This window comes from Janthinobacterium silvisoli (genome assembly GCF_014200725.1).
Taxonomy (GTDB): domain Bacteria; phylum Pseudomonadota; class Gammaproteobacteria; order Burkholderiales; family Burkholderiaceae_D; genus Janthinobacterium.
In genome coordinates, this window is sequence record NZ_JACHCL010000002.1 from 1001529 (window position 1) to 1021029 (window position 19501).

Genomic DNA, 19501 nt, shown 5'->3' on the forward strand with positions numbered 1-19501 from the left:
GCGAAGACAGGCAGAATCATGCCCTTTCCATAAGGGCGCCCCGGCGCCAGCCCTCCGATGAAACGCTCGCTGCTCTGCGCACTGCTGCCTTTGCTGTTCTGCTCCAGCCTGGCGCACGCTGCGCCCTTCTACGAAGGCAAGACCCTGGCCCATCCCGCCATCAATGCATCGCAGGATAGCGGCGCCGATATCGCATTCATCAAAGAAAAGGATGGCGTCAACGGCTACTATTGCGAGTGCCGCAGCAGCGGTTCAAAAACCATGCTGCTTGACCGCTTCGGCAATGCCGTGATCCGCTCGGTGTTTTACGCGGCGCTGGACCGCGAGTCGGAGCGCAGCGTGCAAACCATGCTGGTTCTGCTGCGCCAGGGCGACAGGAACGCACTGCGCGCCTACCGCTTTGACCGTAATTCGGGCAAATATAAACGCCTGGCAGATCTGCAACCGGCGCTGGACCGCATCGTTGCGCAAAGCGCCTCGCCGAACGCGGGCCAGGTCAAAGCCGCACTGGCCAGGCTGGCGCCCATGGATTACAGCGTCACGCGGGGCAAGAGCGGCAACCCCGACTTCGACGCCATCGACCATACGCAAGGCAGCATCGTCGGCTATTACAACGATGAAAACAAAGCCGTGGCCGCTGGCGACAAGAATATCATCACCTATAAAAAAAGCTTCCAGAAAAAGGGCGAGCTTTATCTGACGGCCAGCTACAGCCTGTATGGTGAAATCGACGCGGACACCCTGCCCAACTACCGCCTGTGGCAAGTCACGTGGGAAGCGGCGCCGCAGCAATACACGGGCACTGAAGAAGGGCCAGCGGTGATCTATAGCCGCGCCTGGGATGATGGTTCGGTGATCGAACGCGGCCAGTTCCGCAAGGGCAAGCGTGACGGCTTGTGGGTGCGCGATAGCCTGCATGATGGCAAAACCAAAGGCAAATATGTCAACGGCTTGCCCGAGGGACCATGGCATATTGAAAGTGACAAGCAAATCGAGGATGGCCTGTATCGCAATGGCAAGCGTGAAGGCCGCTGGAATGTCGTCAACTATGCGGGCGAAGACGAAACGACCGGCTACGACACCTATGTCGCCGACCAGTTGAACGGCCCGCATGAACGCAGCATGGGCGGCAAGGTGCGCGAACGCGGCGCGTTTGGCAATGGCCGGTACCAGGGGCCGTGGATCACGGAAGACGGCGCGGGCAGCTTTATCGATGGCCAGCGCGACGGGCCATGGAAACTCAATCTGAAAGACGGCGCCACGCAAAGCGTCAGCTTCGTCAAGGGTAAAAAACAGGGCGAAGCGATCGACCGGGACGCCCAGGGCGCGCTGCGCCTGCGCGATAACTATCAGGCCGACGTGCTCAATGGTCCGCGCACGCGTTACCTGGGGCCAGCCGGCAAGGAAGTCGTGGTCTACACGGCCACCTTCCGCAATGGCCAGCTCGATGGGCGCGAACAGGCCTTCGATATCAGTGGCAGCGGCAAGATCCTGCGCCTCGACATCGCCTGGGACAACGGCAAGAAGCAGGGACTCGATGCGCGCTACTTCCCGGACGGCAAACCGGAACGCCTGACCGTGATCGAGCGTGGCCGGCTGGCCGCGCATCTGCGCGACTACTACCCGGACGGCAAGCTGCTCAATGATATCCACCGCTGCTATTTCACCGAATACGGCAGCGAGCGCGATGACGTGTGCGACTACCACCGCACCTACTTCCCGGACGGCAGCCCCGAATACGACTATGTTTTCCTGTATGGCGACCGCCAGGAAGGCAAGACCTACTACAAGAACGGCAAGGTGAAAGAAGAATTACTGGTCGACCGCGCAGCCGATACCTCGGTGTACAACACCTATTACGAGAGCGGCCAGCTGAAATGCACGGAACCGCGCCGTGGGCATGGCAACCGTACGGTCAATGGGCAAGCGATGCAAAGCTATGGTGCAGCCAGCCGCGACGGCGACAGTATCTGCTATCACCCGAACGGCGTCATGGCCAGCATCCGCAGCTACAGCAAACGCCTGGCCCTCGATTGCGGCAAGAAGTTCGACGAAACGGGCAAACAAACGTTCCCCGGTCCGGAGGGCTGCCCGGCGCCCAAGAAGGTGATGTTCAACTTCAGCGAATAGCGAAGGAAATAGTAAAAAGAATCAGCGCCGGCCTGTCACTGGCCGGTAGCCAGCTTGCGCTGCCACAGCGCCACGTCGATCATCACGCCGTCATTGCCGGCATTGCGGATGTAGACGCGGTAGCTGCCCTGCCCCAGCTCGCCATCGATATAGGCGGTGCGCTCGTTGCGCTGGAAGCGGGCGCCCTTGGCCAGCTGTCGATAGCGCTCCACCACGCTCTCGAAACTGGCATAGCTGCGCATCGCCACTTCCAGGTCGCGCGGCGGCCGCCCTTCGGCCTGGTCCAGCACATTGCTTTGCTTCTTGCCACGCAAGGTAAGCGGATAGGAAAACACGCCGGCGCCGGCCGAGGTCATTACGGCGGACTTTTCCAGCAGCAGCGGCAGCAGCGCGCTGGGAAAAGCAGGCGGCAATTGCGCACGGTTCCAGCCCGGCAGCGGTGGCTGCGCCAGCACATATTCGACGCTGGCGATCTTTTGCCCATCGGCGCCCACTTCCTTGTCAGAGGCGATCAGCGCCAGCATCGGCGGCAATTGCCGGGCCCAGGCCAGCAGCGGCGCGGCTTCTCCGACCAGCATGCCCTTGCGGTGAAACACGGTCAGCACCGTGCTCGGATCGGCATTGCACACCTTGGCCAGCGGCTGGCCTTCGAGGTGGCAATGGCCATTGACCAGGCCAAAGGCGATAATTTCGCCGCGCTTGTCGAGCAGCATGGCGCCGCGCTCCCGGCCCTGGTTACGGTCATTCATCGACGCCAGCAACTGGCGGCCGTCAGGCAGCACGGTGCGGGTAGCGTCGCGGCGGTCGCTGATGGCTTCAAACGCCTGCTCCAGCACCAGCTCATCATCTTCCGTGTAGCTGCCACGCGCATACCCGAAGAAATCAAACAGTGCCGCACGCACTTGCGGATCCTCGCTCAAGCGCGGCAAGGTGCCGCCGGTCAGCAGCGCAGCCAGGTTCTTCGGCGCCGGCATCGCCAGGATACTGGGCGCGGCGGTCGCGCTGGCGGGCTGGGAAAGGACGCAGGAAGCCGCCAGCAAGGCGATGCCCCAGGTACGGTAGTTTGATAAGGTGATATACATGTTTCTGTCTGTCCGGGATTTGACCGTCGCTCCGGCCACGCGTCGCGCGTCGGTGATTCTAGCACGGCGCCATCGGCCATGCTGCACGGCTGGCAGGCTGGCGTGCGGCCCCTTTGGCAAAAGCCATCACTGTTACTATGGGCTCAATAATGACAAATTCATTAATATCTCCCCTACCCGCCTGTCATGCCTGCAAGCGTAGTGTTAATTTCTGCCCAAGCAAGGCAGCCAGCCAGCTCAAGCCAGCTGCCAGTACGCTGAAATAGATCGCCCGCAAAGGATGATAGGGCAGCAGATAAACCATTACCACTATGCCCAATATGGCGCATAGCACTGGTTTGATGCGGCCGGGCGGCAGCAGCGCCAGCACCAGGTTCGTACCGGCATAAGCATAAAACACCAGCACCCAGGCCTTCGCGCCGGCGATGCCGACGGAACCGAGGGCGCCAAACAGCTGGGTGTACAGATAAAAACCGAGCCAGCTCAAAAAGACAAACAGCAGGCAGCCCAGTGCATGTACGGCCAGGCCGCTGATTAAACGGATTTTCATGGCGCCCCTTATAAAAAAAGCCGGCCCCTTCATGCAGAAAGGGCCGGCTTTTCCATAGCTATAAAGCTATGATTTACTTCGCCGAATTGAGCAGCAATTCGTTCAGGCGCTTGACGAACGTCGCAGGATCGGCGAGCGAACCGCCTTCGGCCAGCAAGGCCTGATCGAACAGGATATTGGCCCAATCGCCGAACTTGCCGCCTTCTGCATCTTCATATTTCAGACGCGTCACCAGCGGGTGGTTCGGGTTGATTTCCAAAATCGGCTTCGATTCCGGCGCGCTCTGGCCTGCCGCTTTCAGCATGCGCAGCAAGTTGCCCGACAATTCATTTTCATCGGCCACCAGGCAGGCTGGCGAATCGGTCAGGCGGAAGGTCACGCGCACGTCCTTGGCCTTGTCGGCCAGGGCGGTCTTCATCTTGCCAACCAGGTCGGCGTACGAGGTTTCCGTTTCTTCGTGCTCTTTCTTTTCCGCTTCGTCTTCCAGCGCGCCCAGGTCCAGGCCGCCCTTGGCGACGGACACCAGTTCCTTGCCTTCGAAGTCCTGGATGAAAGACAGCATCCATTCATCGACCCGGTCTGTCAGCAGCAGCACTTCGACACCTTTTTTACGGAAGATTTCCAGGTGCGGGCTATTTTTGGCGGCAGCGTAATTGTCAGCCGTGACGTAATAGATCTTGTCCTGGCCTTCCTTCATGCGTGCCACGTAGTCGGCGAACGAGGTGATTTGCTCGTCGCTGTCGTTGGCGGTCGAAGTGAAGCGCAGCAGCTTGGCCAGACGCTCCTTGTTGGACGCGTCTTCGCCGATGCCTTCTTTCAGCACCTGGCCAAATTCCTTCCAGAAGGTGGCGTACTTGTCTTTTTTATCCTGCTCGTCGGCGTTTGCCAGTTCTTCCAGCATGCCCAGCACGCGCTTGGTCGAGCCTTCACGGATGACTTTGACGTCGCGCGACTCCTGCAGGATTTCACGCGAGACATTCAGCGGCAGGTCGGACGAATCGATCACGCCCTTGACGAAGCGCAGATACGTCGGCATCAGCTGCTCGGCATCGTCCATGATGAAGACGCGCTTGACGTACAGCTTGATGCCGCCGCGCTTGTTGCGGTCCCACATATCGAATGGGGCTTTGGCAGGAATGTACAGCAGCTGCGTGTATTCGCTGCGGCCTTCGACGCGGTTATGCGTGTGCGTCAGCGGGGCCTGGAAGTCGTGCGAAACGTGCTTGTAGAATTCGTCGTACTGTTCCGGCGTGATCTCGGACTTGCTGCGTGCCCACAGGGCGCTGGCCTGGTTGACGGTTTCCAGCTCGTCCTTGGCGACGGTTTCCTTTTTCTCGTCGTCCCACTCTTCTTTCTGCATCACGATAGGCAGCGAGATATGGTCCGAGTATTTGCGGATGGTCGATTTAATCTTCCAGCTCGACAGGAACTCATCTTCGCCTTCGCGCAGGTGCAGGATGATGTCCGTGCCGCGATTGGTTTTTTCGATGGTTTCGATGCTGTAATCGCCTTCGCCTGCCGATTCCCAGCGCACGCCTTCAGAGGCGGCAGCGCCGGCGCGGCGCGTTTCAACGGTGATCTTGTCGGCCACGATGAAGCCCGAATAGAAGCCCACGCCGAACTGGCCGATCAGGGCCGCGTCCTGCTGCTGGTCGCCCGACAGCTTGCCGAAGAATTCCTTGGTGCCCGACTTGGCGATGGTGCCCAGGTGCGAGATCGCCTCGTCACGGGTCATGCCGATGCCGTTGTCGGAAATGGTGATGGTGCGCGCATCCTTGTCGAAGCTGACCTTGATCTTCAATTCGTGATCGTTGCCATACAGGCCATCGTTATCGATCGCTTCGAAGCGCAATTTGTCGGCCGCGTCGGACGCGTTCGAGATCAATTCGCGCAAGAAGATTTCCTTGTTGGAGTACAAGGAGTGGATCATCAGATGCAGCATTTGCTTTACTTCAGTCTGAAAACCCAGGGTTTGCTTTTCGGAGACAGCCATTTTTACCTCATAGTCTTGTGGTGGATGGGACGGATTTTACGAAGTTGGGGATTGAATAAGTGATTTCAAGCCCTCTACCCTAATGCACGCTCAAAAAACGCCCAGACCCTATCATCCTGCACCGTCGCCAGGTTCAGGCGCATGCGGGTCGATGGCAGCTGGCGCGGTGAAAACAGGCTGCCGGGCGCCAGCACCAGGTCTTCGGCCAGGGCTTTTTCGGCCAGTACATTGGTGTCGCAGCCAGCGTCGGCCCAGACAAACATGCCGGCCGGCGCAGGATCAAAACGCAGGCCCGCCTGCTCGATGCGGCGGTAAGTTGCCTCGCGCACCTTGTCTAGCCGTGCACGCAAACGCTCCGCGTGCTTGCGGTACTGGCCCTGCGACAGCACCTGGTAGACCACGCGCTCGCCGATATCGCTGGTGGTGAGCGTGGCCAGCATCTTGCGGTCGGCCAGGCGCTGCGCCCGTTCGGGCGAGGTGGCGATAAAGCCCACGCGCAGATTGGCCGACAGGCTCTTGGAAAAGCCGCCCAGGTAAATCACGCGGCGCAGCTGATCCAGCGCGGCCAGCCGCGTCACCGGTTGCCCGCCCCCCGGATGCATGTCGCAATAGATATCGTCTTCGACGATCAAAAAATCATGCTGTTCGGCCAGGCGCAGCACCTGGAAAGCCTTGGCCGCCGACAGCGAGGTGGAACTGGGATTGTGCAGCACTGAATTGATCACATACAGCTTGGGCTGATGCAAGGCCGCCAGTTCGGCCAGCATGGCGATATCGGGGCCATCGGCCAGGCGCGGAATGCCGATCACGCGCATGCCCATGGCGGCAAAGGCGCCGAACATCAGCCAGTACGCCGGGTCGTCGACAAAGATGGTGTCGCCGGGGCGGGCAAATTCGCGCGCCACCAGGTCCAGCGCCTGCATCACGCCGACCGTGGTGACGATCTGCTCGGGCGGACAGCCGACTTCCAGGCCCGCCAGCTTCAGCTGCAGCTGCTGGCGCAGCGGCAAGAAGCCTTGCGGCGAACCATAGCTGAGCAGCAGGGAACCAGGCTGGCGCGCCACGTCGCGCAGGGCCCGCGCCACCAGTTCGCCATCGAGCCACTCATTGGGCAGCATGCCGGAACCGGGAGCATGATGGGGCGGCTTCTGGCGGAACATATTGCGGATCAGCCAAACCACATCCATGGGCTGCGCTGCCACCTCAGGCTGCGGCGCCGGCATATTCAGCGACGCGCGCTCGCGCACGAAAAAGCCGGCGCCACGCCGCGATTCCAGATAATCGAGCCCCACCAGCTTGTCGTAACTGGCCACCACCGTGGCGCACGACACGTCCAGGCTGACCGCGCACTGGCGGATCGAGGGCATGCGCGCGCCGCCGCGCAGCAAGCGGTCATCGATGCGCACCACCACCGAACGCACGATCTGGTCGATCAGGGTTTCGCCCGAAGTGCGCGACAACAGGCTCAGCGACGCTGTCAGTGTATTGCTCATATGACCATCACAGTATGGAAAATTATAGGACCAAGTGTATTTGTACTGTACTGCTATTGAAGCTTAGCATAGCAGCATGCCGTTCACAAATCCACGCTTTGCTCCATCACCATCGAGACCATGACATCGCACACCCAGCCTATTTCCTCCACTCCCCGTATGGCCGATGACCGCAAGGGCCTGTTGCTGGGCTTGACGGCCGTCGCCATGTTCAGCCTGACCCTGCCGTTTACGCGCCTGGCTGTGGCCGAGCTGCCTCCCGCCTTCGTGGCCCTGGGCCGCGCCCTGGTAGCCGCCTGCCTGGCGGCGTTATGGTTATGGCATCAGCGCGCGCCCCTGCCCCGGCGCGAACAATGGCTGCCGCTGGCCCTGGTGGCGCTGGGCTGCGTGGTGGGCTTTCCCTGGCTGACCTCGATCGCCATGCGCAGCCTGCCCGCCTCGCATGGCGCCGTGCTGGTCGGCATTCTGCCGCTGGCCACGGCCGTATTCGCCGTGCTGCGCGGCAAGGAACGTCCATCGACCGGGTTCTGGCTGATGGCGCTGGCCGGCACGGCGCTGGTGGTACTGTTTGCCCTGCGCCAGGGCGGCGGCAGCTTTCATCTGGCTGATGTGCTGATGTTCGCCGCCGTCATACTGGGTGCGCTCGGTTACGCGGAAGGCGGACGCCTGGCGCAAAGCATGCCCGGCCAGCATGTGATTTCCTGGGCGCTGGTGCTGGCCGCACCGTTCGTGCTGCCGCTGGTCCTGTATTTGACATGGCCGCAGCAGACCTTGCTATTGCAAGCGGGCGCCACGGCCTGGCTGGGTTTTGCCTATATTTCCGTGTTTTCCATGTTTATCGGCTTCTTTTTCTGGTACCGGGGCATGGCGCTGGGCGGCGTGGCGCGCGTGGGGCAAACGCAATTGCTGCAACCGTTTTTGACACTATTGGGCGCCGCGGTGCTGCTGGGCGAAGCGCTGGAACTGGCTAGCCTGCTATTTGCCGGCGCCGTGATCGCCGTGGTGGCAGCCGGGCGCAAGCTGAAATAGCCCGGTTGCCATATTGCGATATTTAATTGCAACGTCAAGTATGCACCAAAGTGTGGTCTGGTCGTACAATATGGCGGCATCAGGGGTGGCGCCTACCCGGCGCCGCTTTACCGACGGCCGCCACAAGCGGACCATAAAAACCAGCCGGCACAGCTCGGCATCTTCTGTGAGACACGCATGAAAATTGAAAATCCGAATCCTATCGAATGGCGCTTTTCCGAACGCGCGGAACAATTAAAAAGCTCCTTCATCCGCGAAATCCTGAAGATCACGCAGCGACCCGAGATCATTTCCTTCGCCGGTGGCCTGCCCTCGCCCGCCACCTTCCCTGTCGAGGAAATGAAAACCGCTTTCGACAAGGTCTTGTCGACCAATGGCAAGGTGGCCCTGCAATATGGTCCTACCGACGGTTATCCGCCGCTGCGCCAGTGGATCGCCGACTCGCTGTCGACCAGTGACAGCCGCATCTTGCCGGAACAGGTCTTGATGACCTCCGGCTCGCAGCAGGCGCTGGACCTGCTGGGCAAGGTGCTGATCGATGAAGGCAGCCGCGTGCTGGTGGAAACCCCCAGCTACCTGGGCGCCTTGCAGGCGTTTTCCGTCTACCGCCCGGAATTTGTTTCCGTCGAAACCGACGAGCACGGCCTGGTGCCGGCCTCGATCGATCCGGTCGCCGATGGCGCCCGCCTGCTGTACGCGCTGCCAAACTTCCAGAACCCGACGGGCCGCAGCCTGTCCGTGGCGCGCCGCGTCGAACTGGTGGAAACCTGCGCCCGCCATGGCTTGCCATTGATCGAAGATGATCCTTACGGCGCATTGAGCTACAAGGGCGAACCATCGCCAAAAATGATCAATATGAACCCGGACGGCGTAATCTACATGGGTTCGTTTTCCAAAGTGCTCACGCCCGGCATCCGCCTCGGCTACGTGGTGGCGCCGCTGCCGCTGGTACGCCGTCTGGAACTGGCCAAACAGGCGGCCGACCTGCACACGGCGCAACTGACGCAGATGGTGGTGCATGAAGTGATCAAGGATGGTTTCCTTGATCGCCATATCCCCAGCATCCGCACGCTGTATGGCAATCAATGCCAGGCCATGCTGGACGCCCTCAAGGAACATTTCCCGGCCGGCGTCACGTGGACCCGCCCGGAAGGCGGCATGTTTATCTGGGTGACCCTGCCGAAACACATCGACGCCATGCAGTTGCTCGATGAAGCGATCGCCAACAAGGTCGCCTTCGTGCCAGGCGCGCCGTTCTACGCCAACCAGCCGGAAACGAACACCCTGCGCCTGTCGTTCGTCACCGTGCCGCCCGAGCGTATCCGTGAAGGCGTCGCCATCCTGGGCAAACTGATCGCTGCCAAAGTGTAATCATCTCCGCCTGCCCGGCGCACTGCCGGGCAGCACCCTCGCCTGTTTTTCTTTTGTAATTTTCCTACAAAACTTCCCTGCGACAGCACAGTAAAAATACTAATATTGCATTTGTTGCCATATAAAAAACGATGCATTTTTTTCACCCAATCAATTGGCAAAGCGGTATCATCTGCTCAAATTGGGATCAAGTCAGCCTTTACTACACGTGTACAGATGCCCGGCCCGCCATCAGGCCCGACGCAACACTCCTGGCACCGCCTACCCGCCCGATGCGATGTGCGGCTGCAGCGATTCCAGGGTTCGGCAATACCGAAAGTGCAGCAAATGCTGGCCTGGTGCAGCTCATCAGATAGAGGCCGGTAGCAATGAAACCAGGCAGTGTGGATTTTCCCCAACGGCATGAAGCCGCCATATTGATCGTCGATGATGCGCCAGCCAACCTTGAGTTGCTGCGCAAGTCCATGAGCGAACAGGGTTATCAAACCTATGTGGCCACGTCCGGTGAGCGGGCCTTGATCATCGCCCAGCGCGCCCAGCCGGACCTGATCCTGCTCGACGTGCTGATGCCGGACATGGACGGCATCGAGACTTGCCGCCGGCTCAAGCAGCATCCGCTGACGCAGCGCATTCCCGTACTCTTCATGAGCGCCAGGACGGAAACGGACGATGTGGTGGCCGGCTTCGATGCGGGCGCCGTCGACTATATCGCCAAGCCGCTGCGTCTGGCCGAAGTGTGCGCCCGTGTGCGCGCCCAGCTGCAAATCCGCAGCAATAATGAAACCCAGCAGGAACAGGCCGAGCGCCTGCGCACCATCGTCAACAACATGGCCGAGGGTTTGCTGATCATCGAGGCGGACGGGCGCATCCAGTACACCAATCCCGCCTGTGACCAGTACCTGGGCTACCGCGAAAATGAACTGGCGGGCCACTCGATCGGCGAACTGCTCAGCCCTTTGGTGACGCAGGAATATCTCGATTATTTCGCCATGTATGCAGCCAATCCGGAGACGGCGCACAAGCATGGCACGCGCGAAGTGGCAATCCGCCACCGCAATGGCGATACCTTGAGCATGGACCTGACCCTGACGCCCATGTACCTGCGCCAGCCGCTGTATATCGGGCTGCTGCACGATATTACCCACCACAAGCAGTCGGAAGATGCGCTGCAGCGGGCCGCCTACCTCGATTCGCTGACCAAGATCGCCAACCGCCGCCATTTCGACACTTTCCTGGAAAAGGAATGGCAGCGCGCGGTGCGCAACGGCAGCGCGCTGTCGCTGGTGGTGCTCGATGTCGACCATTTCAAACTGTATAACGACAGCCTGGGCCATCCGGCCGGCGACGCCTGCCTGCAGCAAGTGGCGCAAGCGATCGATACGCACGCCTGCCGCCCGGGCGACCTGGCGGCCCGCTATGGCGGCGAAGAGTTCGTCATGCTGTTTTCAGAGACAGAAGCGGACGGCGCCATGCTGCTGGCCGAAGCGATACGCGGCCATATCGAAAGCCTGCAACTGCCCCATCCCCGCTCGCCCACCTCGCCATGGATCACCGTCAGCATCGGCGTGGCAACCATCCACCCGCACCAGCTCGACGACCGCGCCACCTTGTTCGTCGCCGCCGACCGCGCCCTGTACGTGGCCAAGGAAGGCGGCCGCAACCAGGTCCGCGCCACCCACTCGGGCAGCACAGCCTGGGAAACCGTGAAAGCCTTGGTACTGCGTTGATACCGCGCCCAGGACCTGTGCAAAGGCTTTCGGGCCTAGCAGACCTGAAAAATGTCGAGGGCAAGGCGCAGCGACGCAGACAGTACGCATGTACGGCAAGGAGCTGCAACGCCGCCCTCGGCATTTTCTCAGGCCCGCGACTCCGGCCCGCCATTCTTAAAACTCCAAAAATCAGAACTTCCGCGACAAACTCAGCTTCGCATTACGCCCCACACCCGTCACCGCTTCACTCAGGTAAGGCTTGTAATCGCGGTTAAAGATGTTATCGACCGTCAGCCGCACTTCCGTGCCGCGCCAAAAACCTTGCGTGCCATTCCATGCAGCAAACAGGGTGTGCAAAGCATAGCCGGTCGATGGCGGCAGTCGGTAGAAGCTACCCTTCGGCAGCACGCGATCCTGCTTGGCGACGAAGCGGCCTTGCCAGCCTATGCTAGCGCCCTGCTCGGGGAAGCGCCAGCCCAGGCCCGTCATCAGCTTGTCCGGCGCCATGGTCGATACGGGTTCGTCCTGACCCCATGGATCGCGCTGGGTACCGGTACGGGTGCCGTACTGCATCGACAAGGAGGCGCTGGCGTACAGGCGCGGCGTGTTGTAGTACGACTCCAGTTCCACGCCTTCCGTGCGGTAGCCGGCCAGGTTGCGATAATCGGACAAAGCTGGCGGCACCTTGCCCGAACCGGGCACATAACCTTCGAACAGCACACCCAGGCGCGGGCCGATATTGTCACTGACCCGGTTCTGATACACGGTCAGGCGCACTTGCGCATCGTCGCGTTCCAGGAACAAGTTCTGGCGATGGACTATGGCGCCCACACGCACGGCGGTCACGCGCTCCACCGCCAGGTTGCGGCTGGTGCCCGGCGTCGATGAACCCAGCTTGTCCGACACATAGTATTCATTCGAATACATCTCGTCGATGGTAGGCGCGCGCCAGGTGCGGCTCAAGTCGCCGAACAGCGCCAGTGTATTGGTCGCCTTCCAGAACAGGCCCAGGCGCGGCGACCAGTCCTCATGCGTTTTTTCGCTGAAATCGTGGCCGGCGGCTGGCAGCGGGCTGTTGTAGCGCGAGGCCTTGTTCGGCACGCCTTCTGTGCTGACCCTGTCATGGCGCAGCGCCGCCGTCACCGTCAGCCCGCCATAGGTCATCGCATCCTGCAGGTACAGACCCTGCGTTTCCTGGCGTCCTGCCGGCATGTAATACGGCTGGAAGTAACCATAGTTATAGGTCGGGTCCTTCAGCGCCGTCGGCGACGGGTAGTACATCAGGGTGTCGCGCACATTCTTGTGCCATTGCAGACCCGTTTGCAGCACGTGCGACCAGTTGCCCGTGTTAAAGACGCTTTCATTGCGCACTTCGGCGATGCGGTCGGTATACGTTGCCCAGCTCTCGTTGCCCAGCGACCCCAGGTAGGAACCCTGCGAGGCCGATGGCAAACGCGTGTCGTGCTGGTCGGTGTGCGAATAACCGGCGCTGGCCGTCAGCTTGACCCAGGGATTGTCCTGCGGCGCGTACTGCCATTTCACGGAATAGGTATCGTCGTGCTGGTCGCGGTAGACGGCCTTACGCTGCCACGCCTCTTCCAGGCCATACTTGGTGATTTCCGCCTCGGTTGGCGTGGGCACGTCTTCGCCCATGGCGGCGAATGGTCCCCAGCCCGTGCTGCCACTCTTCATCGCGGTCAGGGTCAGCAACTGTTCGCTGGTCAGGCGCACATTCAACTTGGCCAGGCTCGATGGCGCATCGATGGCGGAAAAGCGGAACACCTTGCCATCGGGTTTGCGCAAATCATCCGACTTGCGCTGCGTGGTGTAGGCCATGGCGTCGAAACGGCCATCTTCCGTGCGGCCATACACGGCCACGGTTGCGTCGTTTTCCGCGTTATTGCTATGGCGCGCATATTTGACGAAGGCGCCCACTTTGGCGTCGCCCTCCAGCATGTCCTTGGCATCCTTGGTCTCGACCGTGATCACGCCGCCAAAACCGCCATTGCCATACAAGCTGGTATGCGCACCCTTGTTCACTTCGATCTGCTTGATCAGTTCCGGCTCGATGAAGATGGAGCCCTGGCGATATTTTTCGAAGCCTTTCGGCACGCCATCGAGGATGACTTTCACGTCTTGCACCTTGCTGAAGCCCCAGATATTGAGGCTCTGGCCGCTGGGGCGCGCCGTGCCGGACATGTCCACGCCAGGCAAAGTATCGAGCAGGGACGCGACGTTATCGGCCTGCTGGCGTTCGATGTCAGCGGTATTGAGATAAGAGCGGCCCGCCGTACCGGCGTTGATCGCATCGCCGAACACGCTGATGGGCGCCATCTGCTGATCATTGCTCGCATCATCCTTGCTGTCGATGGCCCAGGCATTCGCGCCCGCAGTGCCCAGCATCAATGCCAGCGCGGCGGCCAGCGGCGTCAAATTCATATTTTTATGGAGTTTCATTGCATTCCTTGCCTGTCTTCATACTTCTGATGAGAAAACGCTGGGCAGAGGAAAGGACGGGCAGTGCACTATTCAGGCGGCGGCGTAGAAGGCAACGTTGCGGCGGTGCTCTGCCCGCGCGGACGCGTGCCGGCGGCTCACTGGCCTCACTGGCATCGCAGTGCAGACACCGTGGGTAAAGTTGCCTGGGTGAAATGCGTTGCACATCATATATTAGATGAGAATGATTCGCAATATCATTTATAAGGAATCGCTAAAGAACTGGCATAGAGCAAGACCCCGAAGATTGCCTGTGCGTGCAAGCCATGCTAGCGGCCTTTTCTGGCTATACTGGCGCAGGTAAAGCTCCCACGATGACCTCAACCCGCAATGCAAAGGATTAATATGCAACTCAAAGACAAAGTCGCACTGATTACCGGCGCCGCCAGTGGTATCGGCAAGGAAATAGCTCTTGAATATGCAAAACAGGGCGCGAAGGTCGTGATCGCCGACCTGGCGCTGGACGCGGCCAACAAGACCGCCGATGAAATCAAACAATCGGGCGGACAGGCCTTTGCCGTCGCCATGGATGTCACCAGCGAAGCACAGGTCGACCAGGGCGTGGCGGACGCCGCCGCCCACTTCGGCGGCATCGACGTGCTGATCAGCAACGCGGGCATCCAGATCATCAGCCCGGTCGTCGACTACCCGTTCGAACAGTGGAAAAAGATGCTGGCGATTCACCTGGACGGCGCCTTCCTGACCACCCGCGCCTGCATGCGCGAAATGATCAAGGGCGGCCGCGGCGGCGCCATCATCTACATGGGGTCGGTGCACTCGCATGAAGGCTCACCCTTCAAGAGCGCCTATGTGGCGGCCAAACACGGCTTGCTGGGCCTGGCCAAGGTGGTGGCCAAGGAAGGCGCGAAAGACCATATCCGCGCCAATGTCATTTGCCCCGGCTTCGTGCGCACGCCGCTGGTCGACAAGCAAATCCCCGAGCAGGCAGCCCAACTGAAGATCAGCGAAGAAGACGTGATCAAGAAAGTGATGCTGAAAGATACCATCGACGGCGAATTCACCACCACGCAAGACGTGGCGGAAACGGCCGTCTTCCTGGCCGCCTTCCCGTCGACGGCACTGAGCGGCCAATCCATCGTGGTCAGCCACGGCTGGTTCATGCAGTAAACCCCGCAGTAAAACCAGCACCGGGGTCCGGCCCGCCGGGTCGTACCCCAGCATTTGGAGCGCCTGCTCTTAGAACCTGTTCAAAGTCTCAAGAGTAACAAAAAGACGAGCACGAAAAATTGTCGGCTCGTCTCCAGTTTGTTCTCGCAATTTTTCCGCAGCCCCCGACATTTCTCCAGCCCGGCGAAAGAGCGCTTGACAATCCAACGCTGTGGCATCACCGCGAAGATATGTCATTCCAATCGCTTGGCAATTTCTACCGACGGCCCAAAAACCTGATTTTCAAAAGCCTGCTCAAACAGGTTGGGGGCGCCTTCCGATGGGCTGCCTTATGCTGCCTGGCACCTTATGCGTTTCGTGAATAGACTGGACAGGCGGAGCGTGTCAATGAATTTGAAACATACTATTTAATTATTAATTTATTAATAATTTATTTCATGCAACCCTCCTCCATGGTCGGCGAGTTAATCCATGCGGCCGTTGGCAACTTCTGTGGTTGCGGCATGCGGTGTTTGAAGCGATTCGGCATGCGCTGATGTTGTTTATTTAATTTAAACGTGAGTGCGTGATTTTCCGAGAGAGTGTCAGCTATTGTTCAGTGGGATACTTGCGTAAGACTTTTCCTACAACCGCATTTTTATGCTTTCACGAACTCATAAGGAGAATCTCAACATGAATAAGCGCCAGTTCCTTTTTCTGTCCGCGCAATGCGCAGCGATTCCAGTTCTTCTCGGCAGCAGCAATTTGTGGGCGGCTCCAGTTAATCTAAAAGTGCGGCGGAATCTGATGTCCCTGCCTGACAACGACCCGTTTTTTACGCAGTACGCTCAGGCGGTCAAGGCCATGCATGCGTTGCCAAGCACTGATCTGCGCAGCTGGTGGGGGCAGGCGACACTGCATCCGAACTACTGCGAGCATGGCACACCCAACTTCGCCACCTGGCACCGGCCTTATTTGCTGATGTTCGAAAGCATCTGCGCCAAGCTGATCGGAGTTCCGTCTTTTACGCTACCTTATTGGGACTGGAGCCAAAAACAGGGCATCATTCCCAATCCGTTTTACGATATTCAGGAACTCAATGTCGAATACTGGAAGGACCCAGGTATTTACACAGGGAAGAATTGGGGACCGGTCGATTCGTTGCCGCTGCGCGCTCTGGCGCGGGGCGTCGGCGTGCAAGCCGATCCGATTCGCGGCGGGGCTTTCACCAGCAAGAATTTGCAGAATATCCTGAAGCAGACGCAATTCAGTAACTTCACCAATATGCTGGAAGGACAACCGCATAACACCGGCCACGTCATTGTTGGTTTTCCTCCGATTGGCAAGCCGGGCCACATGGGCAGCGGCCTGTCGCCGCTGGACCCGATCTTCTGGATGCATCACGCGATGGTGGACTTTATGTGGGCTCGCTGGCAAAAGGCCGGTAACGTCACGCAGGACAATCCGGCAACCTACAATATGTTTGTTGATGCCGATGGCAAACCGGTCACGTTTACGTCGAAGCAGGTGCACGATTTCGAGGCGATGGGCTACACCTACGATTACTTCATCGATTCCGGCGCGGTAAAATTCCTCAGCGCGGCGCCGTTCTCGAATAATTTCCAGCATGTGCTGGCGTCCCAACTGGCCAAGGGCAAGCCGAAGTTATTGGCGCAGCTCAATACGGCCGTCCAGGTTAAGGCTAATACGCCGACGGCGTTCCCTGTGAAAGTGACGTCCTTGCTGCAGGAGCTGCAGGAATCGAGGGTGTTTCGTACAGTGCTGGGGTCGGAGCAACGCCTCGCCTCGGAGGGAAAGCGGATACTCGCCGTGCTCAAGCAGGTCAGCTGGCCGGAAGGTGAGCAGCAAGGACTGGTGGTCAATGCCTTCGTGAATTGCCCATATTTGACGCCGGCCACCAGTAGCGACGATCCACATTACGCCGGCTCCTTCAGTTTCTTCGGTTCGGCGCAGATGAGCCACGCGGGCCATCACGGGGCCAGTATCGTGCTGGACATTACCGCGCCACTGTTGGCACAGGCGGCCCAAGGGCGGTTAGATGAACGGGTACAATTGCAGTTCGTATCAATACACCCTCAAGCCGAAGGGAGTGCGAAGGCTATGTTCCAGATTAAGGACGTCGAAATTATCAGCGTGTAATCTGTAGCCATGGGATAGTTTTTCATGGAGGCAGCAATGACTTTCACATGTAAACGACTGGGTTCAGTGCTGGTGTGGGGCGTTATTGCTGGTTGTTCACTCAGTGTGGGCGCAACTTCGCGGGAGGTGAGTAGTAAAGTCATCTTTGAAGCGAAGTTGCGTTGCGATACCGCGCGGCCGACCTTGCTCCGCGTGAAATATCGGGTCTCGAAAGCCGAAGCGAACAACACTTTTATCCTGCAGGTCGCGTTGCTGCCACAGGGCGCATCCAAGCCGACGCCGGATGAACTGAACAAATACACCCTGGGTTTGATCGCGCCCTACCAGATGCCACCGCCATCGGCGATCAACGAAGCGGTATTTTCGCTGCCGGCGTGGTTTTGCGCATCACCCGGTGCGTCTGGCAAGCTGCTCATGCACATGCTGCCGCCTCACCCCCAAGGCAAGCCTCCCACCAGCCGTGTTCAAGTGGTGGATTGGCGGGTGGAATAAATCGTCCGACACCGGCAGCAGCGCGGGCGTAGCCGGTTTGAATAAATCGGCATGCAACTCGCGGCGCCACGTGAACAGCATATTGGCGTTGATGTTGCCCTGCTGCGCCAGCTGCGATACCGAGATATCATGTGCGCAAGCCGCGATGTCTTGCCCCGCAGACTTTGAACTGGTCCTAAGAACTCGCCCTGAGCGCTTGCCCATCATGGCACCGCTCCAGCTTGAACAGCGCCATCGCCTGTTCCAGCCTCAGCGTCTGCGCCTGCAGTTCGGCCGAAGCGGACGCCGACTGTTCCACCAGCGCCGCGTTCTGCTGCGTCACTTCATCCATCTGCGTCACCGCCCGGTTGACCTGGCCGATGCCATTGCTTTGCTCGCGCGAAGCGGAGGCGATTTCAGCCATGATGCCGTGCACGCCCTGCACCGCGCCCAGCATTTCAGCGCTGCTGGCGCCCGCCTGGGCCGCCAGTTGTGCGCCCGCTTCGACCTGCGCCAAAGAAGCCGTGATCAGCTGCTTGATTTCGCTGGCGGCCGACGAGCAGCGCTGTGCAAGGCTGCGCACTTCACCTGCGACGACGGCAAAACCGCGTCCCTGGTCGCCAGCGCGCGCCGCTTCCACGGCCGCATTCAAGGCCAGGATATTGGTCTGGAAGGCGATGCCTTCGATAATACCCGTAATATCGCCGATCTTCTTGGAAGACGCGTTAATCTCGGCCATCATATGCACCATCTGGCCGACGATTTCGCCCCCCTTGCCGGCCAGACCGTGGGCCTTGCCCGCCATGTCGCTCGCTTGCACGGCGTTGCCGCTGTTTTGCTGCACCGTGGCTGCCAGTTGTTCCATGCTCGACGCCGTCTGCTGCAAGGCCGAGGCCTGCGCTTCCGTGCGGCCCGACAAATCCATATTGCCGGCCGCGATTTCACGGCTGGCCACGCTGATTTGCAGGAAGTTACCGCGCACATCGCCGACGATGGAGTGCAGGTTCACGCGCAATTGCCGCAAGGAGCGCAGCAACTGGCCCATCTCGTCGCGCCGCTCGGTGCCCACTTCCTGCGTCAGGTCGCCGCCCGCCATCACGTCGCAGGCCTTGCGCGCCTGGCGCAAGGGCCGCAGCACATTGCTGTGCAGCGCATGCCAAAAGCCTGCCAGTACCAGCAGCGCCAGCAAGGACAGACCCGTGACCCAGCCTGAAGCTGCAGCTGGCAGCAAGCCAGCATTCCAGGCCAGTTGCAGCAACAGCACCAGGCCCAGGAAACCCAGATTCCAAGCTATGCGTTTGGCCAGCGCCATGTCGCGCAAACGCAGCAGCTTGGCCAGCGGGCCCGTGCGCATGGCCGCTCCCTGGCGGATGACGACACCATGCGCCTGCCCCGCCTTGATGCGCGCATACAGGGCTGCCGCCTGGACCACATGCTGGCGGCTCGGCTTGGTGCGCACGGACATATAGCCGACCGCTACGCCATCCTCGACCACCGGCGTGACGTTGGCCAGCACCCAGTAATAATCGCCATTCTTGCAGCGGTTCTTGACCATGCCGCTCCAGGAACGGCCCGAGCGGATGGTGGCCCAGAAATCGGCAAACGCTTCGACCGGCATGTCGGGATGGCGCAGTATATTTTGCGGCGCGCCTATCAATTCTTCGGCGCTATAGCCGCTGACGGCGATGAAATAAGGGTTGGCGTAGGTGATATTGCCTTGCAAGTCGGTAGTCGAGACGATGGTCTCGGTATCGCTCAGATTGATCTCGGTATCGCTGACGGGAAGATTGAGACGCATGGTCATTCCTCGGCTGTCGCCCGTGCACCGGCGGTGAAGGGGCACACCACGCACTGGCAAGGCGCCAGCCTGTCGTGTGCAATGAACCATTCATTCTAATATTGAATTGTTA

The 19501-nt window shown here is 59.9% G+C and carries 13 protein-coding genes and 1 pseudogene; 7 read left to right on the forward strand and 7 right to left on the reverse strand.

Annotated features, from left to right (window positions below; all coding sequences use genetic code 11):
• Positions 1 to 57 precede the first annotated feature (57 nt).
• On the forward strand, positions 58 to 2130 hold the full coding sequence (locus tag HDE75_RS14700) for a toxin-antitoxin system YwqK family antitoxin (RefSeq protein ID WP_183676980.1): 2073 nt from the start codon (positions 58 to 60) through the stop codon (positions 2128 to 2130).
• A gap of 35 nt (positions 2131 to 2165) precedes the next feature.
• On the opposite strand, the gene HDE75_RS14705 is transcribed toward HDE75_RS14700, so the two are convergent.
• The 4 genes from HDE75_RS14705 to HDE75_RS14720 all read right to left on the reverse strand — a co-directional run bounded on the left by HDE75_RS14705 (position 2166) and on the right by HDE75_RS14720 (position 7248).
• Positions 2166 to 3212: a hypothetical protein gene (locus HDE75_RS14705; RefSeq protein WP_183676979.1), complete on the reverse strand. Its 1047-nt coding sequence runs from the start codon at positions 3210 to 3212 to the stop codon at positions 2166 to 2168.
• A gap of 184 nt (positions 3213 to 3396) precedes the next feature.
• Positions 3397 to 3762 (reverse strand): hypothetical protein, encoded by a 366-nt coding sequence (locus tag HDE75_RS14710; protein WP_183676978.1) that lies wholly within the window; start codon positions 3760 to 3762, stop codon positions 3397 to 3399.
• A gap of 73 nt (positions 3763 to 3835) precedes the next feature.
• A complete protein-coding gene (gene htpG / locus HDE75_RS14715; RefSeq protein WP_183676977.1) occupies positions 3836 to 5755 on the reverse strand; it encodes a molecular chaperone HtpG in 1920 nt (639 codons plus the stop codon).
• Between the two features lie 74 nt (positions 5756 to 5829).
• Positions 5830 to 7248 carry an aminotransferase-like domain-containing protein gene (locus HDE75_RS14720; RefSeq protein WP_183676976.1) on the reverse strand — a complete coding sequence of 473 codons (1419 nt, stop codon included), beginning with the start codon at positions 7246 to 7248 and terminating at the stop codon, positions 5830 to 5832.
• A 120-nt stretch (positions 7249 to 7368) separates the two neighbouring features.
• On the opposite strand from HDE75_RS14720, the gene HDE75_RS14725 reads away from it, so the two are divergent.
• The 3 genes from HDE75_RS14725 to HDE75_RS14735 all read left to right on the forward strand — a co-directional run bounded on the left by HDE75_RS14725 (position 7369) and on the right by HDE75_RS14735 (position 11375).
• A complete protein-coding gene (locus HDE75_RS14725) occupies positions 7369 to 8277 on the forward strand; it encodes a DMT family transporter (RefSeq protein ID WP_183676975.1) in 909 nt (302 codons plus the stop codon).
• Positions 8278 to 8454: 177 nt separating this feature from the next.
• Complete coding sequence (locus tag HDE75_RS14730; RefSeq protein ID WP_183676974.1) at positions 8455 to 9648, forward strand: aminotransferase-like domain-containing protein; 1194 nt, start codon at positions 8455 to 8457, stop codon at positions 9646 to 9648.
• A gap of 368 nt (positions 9649 to 10016) precedes the next feature.
• The gene (locus HDE75_RS14735; RefSeq protein ID WP_183676973.1) at positions 10017 to 11375 is read left to right on the forward strand and encodes a diguanylate cyclase domain-containing protein; all 1359 of its coding nucleotides are present in this window, start codon (positions 10017 to 10019) and stop codon (positions 11373 to 11375) included.
• A 171-nt stretch (positions 11376 to 11546) separates the two neighbouring features.
• Here HDE75_RS14735 and HDE75_RS14740 read toward each other — a convergent pair whose 3' ends face one another.
• On the reverse strand, positions 11547 to 13814 hold the full coding sequence (locus HDE75_RS14740) for a TonB-dependent hemoglobin/transferrin/lactoferrin family receptor (protein ID WP_183676972.1): 2268 nt from the start codon (positions 13812 to 13814) through the stop codon (positions 11547 to 11549).
• A gap of 384 nt (positions 13815 to 14198) precedes the next feature.
• Between HDE75_RS14740 and HDE75_RS14745 the strand changes: the two genes are divergently transcribed.
• Entirely contained in the window at positions 14199 to 14981 is a 783-nt protein-coding gene (locus tag HDE75_RS14745; RefSeq protein ID WP_183676971.1) for a 3-hydroxybutyrate dehydrogenase, read from the forward strand.
• An 80-nt stretch (positions 14982 to 15061) separates the two neighbouring features.
• On the opposite strand, the pseudogene HDE75_RS26800 reads toward HDE75_RS14745, so the two are convergent.
• Positions 15062 to 15241 (reverse strand): annotated as a pseudogene (locus tag HDE75_RS26800) (IS5/IS1182 family transposase); the annotation flags it as partial.
• 412 nt (positions 15242 to 15653) lie between these two features.
• Between HDE75_RS26800 and HDE75_RS14755 the strand changes: the two are divergent.
• Positions 15654 to 17120, forward strand: coding sequence for a tyrosinase family protein (locus HDE75_RS14755; RefSeq protein ID WP_183676969.1), 1467 nt, complete (start codon positions 15654 to 15656; stop codon positions 17118 to 17120).
• Positions 17121 to 17156: 36 nt separating this feature from the next.
• Complete coding sequence (locus tag HDE75_RS14760) at positions 17157 to 17612, forward strand: hypothetical protein (RefSeq protein WP_183676968.1); 456 nt, start codon at positions 17157 to 17159, stop codon at positions 17610 to 17612.
• A gap of 175 nt (positions 17613 to 17787) precedes the next feature.
• On the opposite strand, the gene HDE75_RS14765 is transcribed toward HDE75_RS14760, so the two are convergent.
• Positions 17788 to 19389 (reverse strand): methyl-accepting chemotaxis protein, encoded by a 1602-nt coding sequence (locus tag HDE75_RS14765; protein ID WP_183676967.1) that lies wholly within the window; start codon positions 19387 to 19389, stop codon positions 17788 to 17790.
• Positions 19390 to 19501: the final 112 nt, after the last annotated feature.